This is a genomic window from Bacillus sp. DE0042, assembly GCF_007680225.1.
Classification (GTDB): Bacteria; Bacillota; Bacilli; order Bacillales; family Bacillaceae_G; genus Bacillus_A; species Bacillus_A wiedmannii.
In genome coordinates this window covers 1-10,923 of record NZ_VEJP01000020.1, presented here as the reverse complement: position 1 = coordinate 10,923, position 10,923 = coordinate 1, and the positions used below count along the sequence as shown (strand labels likewise).

Below are 10,923 nucleotides of genomic sequence, written 5' to 3'. Positions count from 1 at the left end.
GACTAACAGCATAAAGTACAATTCTGCTAGAAATATATGCGCTATATTCTCTTTTATTTTATCTTTGCACCAGAACCAAAATAGATGCCACCTCTTTTGAGAGAAATAGCATCTTCTTTATAGATGGGACTAAATTATTAATTGTAAAAACTATTGTTTACACATTATGAACGTGTAAATTGTAGAATTAACAACTTAGAATTCTTCACATCTTCATCACTGTCTAAAATATATCCAATTTCATCATTTTTTCGGTCGGAAGTATGCTGACTAATTTGGAAACTACCTGGTGATTTTTTTGTAACCCAAGTTTTATAGATTTTTTGCACCAGAACCAAAAGGTGTGTATAGAGGAAGATTGAAGAAATACACGGATAAACACCCAGGTATGAATCATGCGATTGAATTACGGCAGCACACCACTAAAACAATGAAAGAAATATGCCGAATTACAAGTGTGAGTCAGGCCGCCCTGTATCATAGATTAAAAGAACTCGAATAAATTTCTTTTTTGATTTGTAATTAAACCCCAGATTGTCCCCTCATACCCAGAATCGTTTCCGTCCCCCTATTAAGTTGATGGGCATGGGGTACAGCCGAGATACGTGTAAAAACAGGTCATAGGCTTTCTTTTTTCAACTATAATCTATTGAGCTTATAGAGGAATCGTTTCTTCTATTGGTTGGGGAATTTTTTGTGAAAAGTAAAAAAAAGTTGAATACTTTTTGTATCAAGTACTCAACTCTTTTCAATTTTAAGCTCTTTATTTTTGAATCAAAAATGCATTTTTGTAAGTATAAGCACCACCAAATTGATGCTTTTCAATTCCTTTTACATAATCCTTTTGCACATATGCTTTACCAGTATAATAAAGGGGAGCAACAGCAGCATCTGCTAACAACACTCTCTCTGCTTCTAGTAAATAATCCCATCTCTTCTGTTAATCTAATACAACTTCATTTTTAGCTTTACTTATAAGATCATCATAACTCGAATTTGAATACTTCATTTTATTATTTGGATTATCTGTCGTAAATAATTCTAAAAAACTAATTGGATCTTTATAATCAGGTGCCCAACCTACCATAGAGATTTCATACTGCCCTGTTTGTTCAAGCTGCAATTTTTGTTTAAATGGCTGTTGCTTGATCTGTATTGTTAAACCCTGTAAATGTTTTTCAAGTTCTCCTTTTATATACTCTGCTATAATTCTTTCATTATCTTGCTCAAATGTTAGAAGCTCAAGTGTGACACTTTCTATACCAAGTTCTTTTTTGGCATCTTCCCAAGTTTGTTTAGCCTTTTGTAAATCATACAAAACAAGAGAACCATTTTCCTTTCGAAAATCTTTTTGAGTTGCTTCATTCGTATATCCTGCTGGTATAAGACCTTCTGCAGGTGTTGCTCCAGTACTGCCAAAATGATTTACTATCTCCTCTTTATTTAGTGCTAAAGAAATAGATTGTCTGATTTTTTTATTTGCTAATGTAGTGTTCTTTTCATTAAAACGTAACATAGCTATTCCAGCTTCTTTTTTCATATGTAATTCTTTGTTGTCCTTATATTGCTCAAAATGTTTTGCAGTAATTGGAGCACGATCAATACTACCCGATTCATATAAATTTATTGCCGTCATTGTATCTTTTACAATATTAAAATCTATTGCCTCTAGCTTTACTTGTTTCTTATCCCAATATCTATTATTTTTCTTCAATTGAAATTCTTGTCCATGCTTCCACTTTTCTAACACAAATGGCCCATTATATATAAGATTCTCCGGTTCTAAAGCATAACTACTTCCTTTTTCTTTCACAAACGATTCATGCTGAGGTAAATAAATAGGTAGTGCTAATAATTGCAATAAATATGGAACAGGCTGTTCCAATTCCACTTCTAGCGTATAATCATCTATTGCTTTTACTCCTAACTGATCTGCACCAACTACACCTTTGTTTATTTCTTTGGCATTTTTTATATAAAATAACATGTATGCATATTGAGATGCTGTTTCAGGACTTAATGTCCGTTTCCAAGCAAAAGCAAAATCATGTGCAGTTACCATTTCACCATTTGACCATTTAGCATCTTTTCTCAAATGAAATGTATATTTTTTCCCATCCTTACTTCTCTCAAATGACTTTGCTACACCAGGAATAGGATTATCTTTATTATCCAGTACATATAATCCTTCAAATATATTTTGCATAATATGTGATGAGGTACCATCCATCGCTTTTGCCGTATCTAGTGACGGAATTTCTTCCGGTATCGTTAAGTTTAATACCTGTTTTTGACTTCCAGTTTCAGTTTTATTAGTTTTATTACTACAAGCTGAAAAAATTAAGGAAATGATAATTGTAAATACTAGTAAACTAATCTTTTTCTGTTTCATAAATTTTCTCCCAAAATCCAATAAATTTTATAATTAGATATACATTATACCAGAAATATTATACCAAATTATTGAAATTCCATTAAATACTTTTTCGTTTGGGACAACAGCCAATTTTTTTATTTTAAGCATTTATAAATTTAGGTCTTGATAATGTACGTTTAGACACAAAATTGAAACGTTTCGATTAATTCCCTGTACGTTAAGGAATTAGTTTGTATAATTGAGAAAATGTATGAGACTGGTGTAAATTTAGGGGCATCCAATATTTTCTATTTAAATATGATAGAATAGAAATATATCTAAAACGGAGGAAAAACAACTGAACTCAAACACAAAACAGTTTATTTATGATATCCAGCAAAGAAAGAACAATTATATGGAAGATGTATTAAAAGCAATACAACACCCTAAAAAAGAGCAATCTGAACAGGTCATTCAAAATATAGTAGAGAAGATGGATATGATGATTAGTTTAGTTACTACTTACATGACTATTGAATCAGAATCTATGAAAGAATTAAAAGAACTTCAGGAAGAAATTATTCATGCTCAAGCATATATTCAAAAACGAAAATTTGAAGAAACACAGAGATAAAACCCTGTGTTTTTATTCGGTAGTTTATGACGCCAATCTGTTATGAATCAAATTAGATGTAATTTGATTCTCAATTCAACTCGTGTTATGGAGTTTTGAGGGTTCTGGTACAAAAATAAAATAAAAGAGAATAAAGCGCATATATTCCTAACGGAATCGTATCTTATGCTACCAGTCCAAACAATTGATGGATGAATTTTTTCTGGTTTTGGACAGACTGGTCCCGTAAATCAATCTGTTCTTTTTTAATCATATGCATAGCTTCTACTCCAGAAAGAATGGATGTAGCTGTGTCAAAACATTTGAACCCTAGCATAGAACGGATTAGCTTCTTTATAAAGCGATGATCTTGTTCTACTATGTTATTCAAGTATTTTTGTTGTCTAAGTTGCATACCATCAGGTATGCTTTTCTCTTTTTTCAACTGTTCAATTACTATAGGATAAGCTGGATTATTATCGACTGTCATAACACGAGACTGCGAAACATGAAAAGACCGCAAAGCTTTCTTGAAAAAGTGCTTTGCAGTCTGCAGTGACCCCTGTCAAGTAGACAGTATTTAAAAAGCGCAACTAAGCAACCTGAGTTCTATATTTATATGGACTCAGGTTATTTAATTTCTTTTGAAATCTTTGATGATTATAAAAATATATATATTTGCGCACGGCAATTTTAACCTCATCCGCTTTACGGAAGGAGGTTAAATGAAAAAACTCTGCCTTAAAGTGACTGAAGAAGTTTTCCATACAAGCATTATCCCAACAGTTGCCTCTTCGAGACATACTTGCCTTCATCTGATATTTTGTAAGTAATTGATTATATTGACGAGATGTATACTGAGATCCTTGATCACTATGTAGGAGGATTCCCTTTACATTTCGTTTTTTCTTTGCCTTTTTAAGTGTATCTAACACAAGCTTTAAATCGTTTCTACGACTGGTTTCATAGGCAATAATTTCATTATTGTACAAATCCTTAATAGCTGATAAGTACAAGCGTTGTCCATTGAAAATCAAATAGGTTATATCCGTTACCCATTTCTCATTTGGTTTTGAGGCTTGAAAGTCCCTATTTAGATGGTTATCTGAAATCACATATGCCTCTTTTTTCCATAATAAGGTCTCTTTTTCCTAATTACGGCTTTGATACCTAATTCATTCATCAATCTTTGTATGCGCTTATGATTCAAATGAAGGTTATATGTGACTTTCAGCCACACTTGCACTCTTCTATATCCATAAATCCCTCTTAGTTTTTTATGACACTCCAATATCTTTTTCTTGATTTTAGTGTCCTCTAGTTGTTTTTCAGAAGGCACTAAGTGCCGCTTTATCCACTTGTAATACCCACTTCTAGTTATACCAGCAATGGTGCATAATAGGGTAACCGTATACCCCTTTTCTAACATCTCAAATATCACTTCAAACTTTCTCGTTTTGGATATAGCTTGCATGCCTCCTTTTACATCCCTAAGAGCTTTTTTAACATTTCATTTTCCGCTTCTAATCGTTTAATCTTAGCTTCTGGATCTTCAGGTCTAACCCTTGGTCTACCTAAACCTGGTCCTTTCGCTTTACCACGTTTTTCTTCTAATCCTTTGATACCTTCAGCTTCAAAGTGTTTTACCCAACGACTTACAACCGAGTGATGAATACCTAATTCTTTCGCAACAGTTTTATAGCTCATGCCTTCTTTTAAGTATAAATCTATAGCTTTTTTCTTAAATTCTACATCGTAAGTGACTCTAATTTTTCCCATAGAAAAATCCCCTCCATAGTAAACATGGTTAATGTGCTTTCTTTTTCCTGTCTACTATAAGGGGATCATGTCATATCAGATGGACTCTTTTTTTGTTGTTTACCTAACTGTGATACTATCAGGCCCCTCTAAGGGCGATTTCTCTTTCTATACTGTCTTTCTCAATGATTTTACATAACGTACTGTAATTAAAATCATACCTATGGTAAATGCAACTATTGATACCAATAATATAGCAATAGATAATATATCTTGATCAACTAATTCTATAGACTTGAATGGTAAAGACCATAAATATCCAAATCCCCATTTTGCTTCTGAAAAAAGAAATAAGCCGATTAAAGATAGGATTATATTAACAAATGTAAAAGTGATAGATGTTTTTATAAATAAGAATAATAGGAGTTGCACTATTATAAGAGGAAATGTCGCAACAACAGAAATTAAAAATACTTTAATCATAAATTCTAAAGGAAATGGATCTGTAAAATCAAAATACATTCCTGATACATACAAGCTCATTAAAACTATTAAGTGTATTGCAGAAAATAATAACACACTAGATACAAATTTAGATAAAACAATTTTAAAATTAGTATTTGGAGATAGATGCATTATTTTCCAATTGGTTTTGTTTTCAAACTGACACAAGAAGGCTGTTACCATCCCTGAAATGACAGGGAGAAAAAAACCAACATAGAAAAAAGATATAAACATCCATACGCCCATCCATGAATTATCCAAACCGTGATTATACTCTCCTACCACGAATTTAGTATACATAATCATTGAATATATAATCGGACAAAGTGCTAAGATGAAAAATGTAATTTGTTGTGGGTGTTTTCTTATTTTTATCCAATCGGAATAAATTAAATTTATCATTTGAGATCTCCTTTGTTAGTTTTTATTATCCATTTTAATAAATAAGATGTATCCAATTCCTAAAATAAGAATAGTAATAGGAATTCCTGCTAGCATGTACCATTTATCGTATGACCATAACGTATTAAAAACATCTAGATTATTCACATAATTGATTGGAAAATATAAGATTTGATATGAAATAGGAAACCACCAAAGCTTAGTTGAGCTTAATATATCGCCGAAAAGATACGAAGCTAGAGCTAGTGCAACGATCACTGATTGATTCGATACATTAATGGATATAATGAACGCCAAAGCGCAAAATGGGATGCTAATAAGAAATGGATATAACGTAAAAACAAACACATGCTGCATGGAAACCATATCTAAAGAAATACCTAAACATGGAAGTAACAATACTGTACAAATCATATGTATTACAGTTGTAATAATAAGAGCAACCATAACAACAAGGAATTTATTTACATACACACTAAATTTCTGTACTGGATACGTAAATGTTCTTTTCCACGTAGAATTTTTATATTCGACATTGTTTACACTAGCTATAATAAACACCATAAAAAAGTTTAAGATGTATTTTAAAAGTTGCAAATTTATACCGAATATAGTTTCTAATTTAATAGTATGAGAATTACTATAGTAATTTAGTCCAGCAAATTCACCTAATGCAAATATAATAGGTCCTAAGATAACCAAAAACCAAAAATGACTTTTTCTATATTTTATATACTCAGTGGCTAATACATTTCTCATACACTTACAGCACCTTGTTCAACAATATCTAAATATGCTTCCTCTAAATTTTGCTTTTTGGTTTGGAAAGATTGAATAAAAATCTGATTCGTTACTAATAGTTGTTGAATATCATTCAGTGATTTTTCATCGTTATATTCAATACTAAAGATGTTATTATTTACATTGAATGTATAATTGGATTGTTCAAGTAATTTATCAGTAAGAGTCATATTATTAACACTAATTTCAACAATATTTAATGATTGTTTATTTTGTAAAGAAGATAATAAACCTTGGTACTTTATTTCTCCATGATGAATAATCCCGATATGATCAGCCATTTGTTCCACTTCACTTAAAATATGACTTGAAAGGATTATGGTAGAATTAAACATTTTTGGAGCTTTTTTTATTAATTCTTTCACTTCATAAACTCCCTGTGGATCTAAGCCATTAGTAGGTTCATCTAATATTAATAATTCAGGGTTATTTATGAAAGCAGCAGCTAATCCTAAACGTTGTTTCATACCAAGAGAATATTTTTTAAAAGCACGATTTCGATCCTCATATAGTTTAAATAAATTCAAAAGTTCTTTTATATGTTCTTTATCATGAACATTTTTCATTTTAGAAGCAATTAACAAGTTTTCGTATCCGGATAAATGCTCGTAAAAGGTTGGAGCTTCAATTAATGAACCTGTTTTAGATAAGATTTCTATTCTATTCTTTTGTATATCCATTCCCAATACTTCTACAGTTCCCTCATCAGCCTCTATCAATCCTAAAATGATTTTAAAAAATGTAGATTTACCAGCGCCATTCGGGCCTAATAATCCAAATATTTCACCCTTTTTTATAGTTAAATCAATCCCTTTTAAAACATGTTTGTCTTTATATTTTTTATGCAAACCTTTAATGTTTAAAACTTGATTATTCATCATATCAACCACCTGACGTTAGAATTTTAAATCAATTACACGACTCTGGAGGCACATCTCCGGCACCCGCTATTTTTTTCAATTCATCTTCATCGATTGCACCAATTAATTTTTTTGTATCAAATTCTTGATTACGTAATTTAGCTAATTTTTCATTTTTAGACATAGTAACCATCTTTTTAGAATGTTCAGAAAACAAATATTAGAGTACTTCAAATTTCATTAACAAAGATTGGTGACAGGTTTAGATGTTATAGAAGGTAATTTATGTTGCCTTCTATCTCCAACATCACCAACCTTTTTTATTCCTTTAATATAAAGCTGTCTGTTTAATCCATTGTAAGACGATTAAAGGCATCATTATTTTCTTGAAATCAAATGATAGCTGAATTTGCTCTTCTAACTCTCCATGTATCTGCAATTGCTTTTGTAAGGCTAACATACACTCTGTAGTTTGGTCCTGTAACTTTGGATACATAAATTCTTTTGAATGCTGAATGCTTTCGCTTTGGTTTATCATATATCCAATAGCTATAGGTCCTTTTTCTTCACCTATTCCAGCCTTAAATTCTTGAACATTGATGTCTTTTAAATGAATAAAATAATCATTATAAAAATCTATTGCATAAGCACCTGGGGTAGATATACCAGTTACAATATTCGGTTGAAAAACAAATAGAATAGGTGCCAAAGCTGTAAATATTTGATTGTGAAATGCTTCATATAGAATTTGTGCTAAGGTATTAATATGAATAAATGGTTGAGCTAGACTAATCGATTCTTTTTGGGATGCTTGTTTATTCAATTGCTGTTTGTAAACATGATATGGCAATACGTCTTGTTCATTTGAAAAGTTTTTTAAACGTTGATTATTTTTCCCACCAAGATCCAAATGATAATTTATATTGTTTATCATATCTATAGAACTTTTTGTCTCTAGCATCAGATTAACCACCTCCTTGCTGTCTAACTTTCTGTACCTAAAATATACGTGATAATTTATGTTAATAACAATTAGTAAAATTCAGTTAAAAATATTTAAAATTATTGTTGTTTTTTTCTATATTATTTTACATGTTTTGTAATTCAGGAAAGTTTCTATAGGATTTAACCTTGTACAAATAAAAATATTGCTATCGTTGAAAATAAAATTAACTACTTAGTTTCGTTTAAAGCAAAGTTAATATAATAAAAAAAACAGGTGGAACTTACTTTCCGCCTGTTTTTTATCTATGGATTATTTAATAAGGGTATGTATTTGAAGGAAAATCTTGAATATGGGGGGATTAATTAATCAGCACCTGGTTGAATATCAGCGTAGAAAGTTGAGATGTCTTCTATACTAGTTTCTGCAGCTACATTTTGTGTAGTATCTGTACTAGTTATATTTTCAAATAAAGAAATACCGGATAACATAATAGCCGTAGTAAGAATGACATAAATTTTTTTGATTTTCATAATTCCAACCTCCAGTAGTAGTTGCTTTGTTAATTTAAATACTAATGGATGTCCTTTGTTACACGGAATTAGTAAAAAATTTTGATTTATAATTCCTTTTTTTTATAAAAACAAGTTACCTATTTAACCAATTTTATTTGTGATTTATCTTATGTTAAATTATATTAATCCAATACCTACTATTACTGCAGAATCACATAGAGGGGATATTGCGGATATCATTACCAAGATCCTTGATTAATCTCCCTCTATCTATGTATTTTTAGTTTGTTTTAATTCGTCGAATTTTCAATTGATATTTTTAGATATTTTGCTGACATTTTATAAGCGCGATTATCAAAAAAATAGTCTCCTAGTTCATGAGCCAGTTCACTTACTAAAGGATATTGTTTCTTTTCTAAACCAATTTCAATTGCTTTTTGCATCTGTTTTTCATATCCATAATCATCTCCTCTTAATTTAGATATTTGCCCCTTCAATCCATATAGTTGAACATTAGCGTAAGGTACATCAAAAATTGATAATAAATCAAACGCTTCATCCATAAATTTATTAACAGTTTTCCAATCTTTAAATTCTAAATGAATCTCTATTAAGCTTCGTAATGCGTATACCTTTTGATGTTTTTGTTCGAGAAACTCACTTAATTGCAAACATTCTTCATAGTACTTAATAGCATTAGTATAGTCTTTTAAACCTTGATAAATTTTCCCATAATTATACGAGATTATAGGCGAATACATAGAATCTCCTTTATCTTCCAACCTACTTTCTGCCTGCTGTAAGCATTCAAGAGCCCTGTCATATAATCCATCTAAATCATACAGTATTGCGAGCATTAACAAAGTATCTATTACTTTATTCTTTATATTAAATCTCAAAAATATTTTGTAAGCTTTCTGCGCATACAAACGACTAATGCTTTTATCTTTATACAGCGCTTTATTTACAAGACACAGATTATAATATACACTGGCGTGTTGAGTAGTTTCTTCTAGATCAAGTAAACTCTCTATCTTCACGTAGATTTCATGTGCAGCCATATAATCTTGTTTATTATAAAAATAATAACCTCGAGCCATTAAATAATATATATAATCTTCAGTATACTGGAGGTCTATTTGATTTGGAATAACTTGCACAGCCTGATTTACAATTGCTTCTACATATACTAAGTTATTATTTCGGGAATGATAGTATATTAAAACACCATAAGCCTTTAATAATAAAAGAATAGAGTCTATATCACGAACATACAGTTCTAAAGAAGATAAATCTTTTTCACTTATAATTTTATCATTTTTATACTTATTACATATTCCAAGGAGCATAGGTTCTATATCCCCATAATCTGCATCTACAAGAAAATTGTAATCAACTTCCATCTTTTTAGCGACCTTTTCTAAAAAAGAAACAGAAGGTTTAATTTGTCCATTTTCAATTCTGCTTAAATACGTTATAGAGCATATTTCTGATACTAATTCCCCTTGCGTAAATTCTTTATGTATACGGATTTGTCGAATACGTTCACCAATATTCATATTTCCAATCCCTTCTTCTAATAACTTAATTGAATTATTTTTGAGTAATATTATATGTATGAATTACCACAATAGATACATTATTTGATTTTAAACAGGGAAATAATATTGTATATTCCCCTATACATATCAATCCAAATATGAAAAACAAGTTTAATACAATACAACTGTAACTAATTACTTTATTTATCAATACTTGTTTCAATGCAACTGAAATGTTTAACAATTATTTTATACTATTGACTGTCCCTTTCCCCCTCTTACATTTCTATATTATACCAATTTAATAATAATCACGCTTAAAAAAATGCATCTTTTATACCTTCAAACTTTTGAGATAAAAGCCCTCTGTCTAAAAACGATGATTACTTACAAGACTTTATATGTTGTAAAAATTTTCTCAAATACCCAAACATGTAAAACACTACAGAAAAAACTATTAAAAATCCGCAATTTTTTTAATCAAATTTTACTAATTGTTATTAACATAAATTAAAACGTACATTATAGATATAGAAATTCGATTAGTTAAAAGGGTTCTGGTGCAAAGATAAAATAAAAGAGAATATAGCGCATATATTTCTAGCAGAATTGTACTTTATGCTGTTAGTC

10 protein-coding genes and 3 pseudogenes are annotated in these 10,923 nt (G+C 30.2%); 1 reads left to right on the top strand and 12 read right to left on the bottom strand.

Going from position 1 to position 10,923, the window contains the following annotated elements:
• Nucleotides 1-763: 763 nt before the first annotated feature.
• A pseudogene (locus tag FS802_RS30510) lies at nucleotides 764-2,392 on the bottom strand (peptide ABC transporter substrate-binding protein).
• Between the two features lie 322 nt (nucleotides 2,393-2,714).
• Here FS802_RS30510 and FS802_RS30505 point away from each other — a divergent pair.
• Nucleotides 2,715-2,990 carry a hypothetical protein gene (locus FS802_RS30505; protein WP_071719813.1) on the top strand — a complete coding sequence of 92 codons (276 nt, stop codon included), beginning with the start codon at nucleotides 2,715-2,717 and terminating at the stop codon, nucleotides 2,988-2,990.
• A 163-nt stretch (nucleotides 2,991-3,153) separates the two neighbouring features.
• Here FS802_RS30505 and FS802_RS30500 read toward each other — a convergent pair.
• From FS802_RS30500 to FS802_RS30460, 11 genes and pseudogenes are all read right to left on the bottom strand, one after another.
• A pseudogene (locus FS802_RS30500) lies at nucleotides 3,154-3,522 on the bottom strand (DDE-type integrase/transposase/recombinase); the annotation flags it as partial.
• Nucleotides 3,523-3,562: 40 nt separating this feature from the next.
• Complete coding sequence (locus FS802_RS30495; RefSeq protein WP_098655275.1) at nucleotides 3,563-4,084, bottom strand: IS3 family transposase; 522 nt, start codon at nucleotides 4,082-4,084, stop codon at nucleotides 3,563-3,565.
• Entirely contained in the window at nucleotides 4,081-4,398 is a 318-nt protein-coding gene (locus FS802_RS31975) for an IS3 family transposase (protein WP_353753966.1), read from the bottom strand. Before FS802_RS31975 ends, FS802_RS30495 begins: the two co-directional genes overlap by 4 nt.
• 53 nt (nucleotides 4,399-4,451) lie before the next feature.
• Complete coding sequence (locus FS802_RS30485) at nucleotides 4,452-4,748, bottom strand: transposase (protein WP_097906427.1); 297 nt, start codon at nucleotides 4,746-4,748, stop codon at nucleotides 4,452-4,454.
• 147 nt (nucleotides 4,749-4,895) lie between these two features.
• Nucleotides 4,896-5,633 carry an ABC transporter permease gene (locus tag FS802_RS30480; RefSeq protein WP_097906123.1) on the bottom strand — a complete coding sequence of 246 codons (738 nt, stop codon included), beginning with the start codon at nucleotides 5,631-5,633 and terminating at the stop codon, nucleotides 4,896-4,898.
• 15 nt (nucleotides 5,634-5,648) lie between these two features.
• Nucleotides 5,649-6,392: an ABC transporter permease gene (locus FS802_RS30475; protein WP_098708223.1), complete on the bottom strand. Its 744-nt coding sequence runs from the start codon at nucleotides 6,390-6,392 to the stop codon at nucleotides 5,649-5,651.
• Nucleotides 6,389-7,315, bottom strand: coding sequence for an ABC transporter ATP-binding protein (locus tag FS802_RS30470; protein ID WP_002160127.1), 927 nt, complete (start codon nucleotides 7,313-7,315; stop codon nucleotides 6,389-6,391). Before FS802_RS30470 ends, FS802_RS30475 begins: the two co-directional genes overlap by 4 nt.
• Before the next feature lie 37 nt (nucleotides 7,316-7,352).
• Nucleotides 7,353-7,478: pseudogene (locus FS802_RS31355) on the bottom strand (class II lanthipeptide, LchA2/BrtA2 family); the annotation flags it as partial.
• Between the two features lie 144 nt (nucleotides 7,479-7,622).
• The gene (locus tag FS802_RS30465; RefSeq protein ID WP_002160126.1) at nucleotides 7,623-8,255 is read right to left on the bottom strand and encodes a hypothetical protein; all 633 of its coding nucleotides are present in this window, start codon (nucleotides 8,253-8,255) and stop codon (nucleotides 7,623-7,625) included.
• A 347-nt stretch (nucleotides 8,256-8,602) separates the two neighbouring features.
• Complete coding sequence (locus tag FS802_RS31295) at nucleotides 8,603-8,770, bottom strand: hypothetical protein (RefSeq protein WP_165502251.1); 168 nt, start codon at nucleotides 8,768-8,770, stop codon at nucleotides 8,603-8,605.
• A gap of 272 nt (nucleotides 8,771-9,042) precedes the next feature.
• Complete coding sequence (locus FS802_RS30460; protein WP_098655272.1) at nucleotides 9,043-10,311, bottom strand: helix-turn-helix domain-containing protein; 1,269 nt, start codon at nucleotides 10,309-10,311, stop codon at nucleotides 9,043-9,045.
• Nucleotides 10,312-10,923 lie beyond the last annotated feature (612 nt).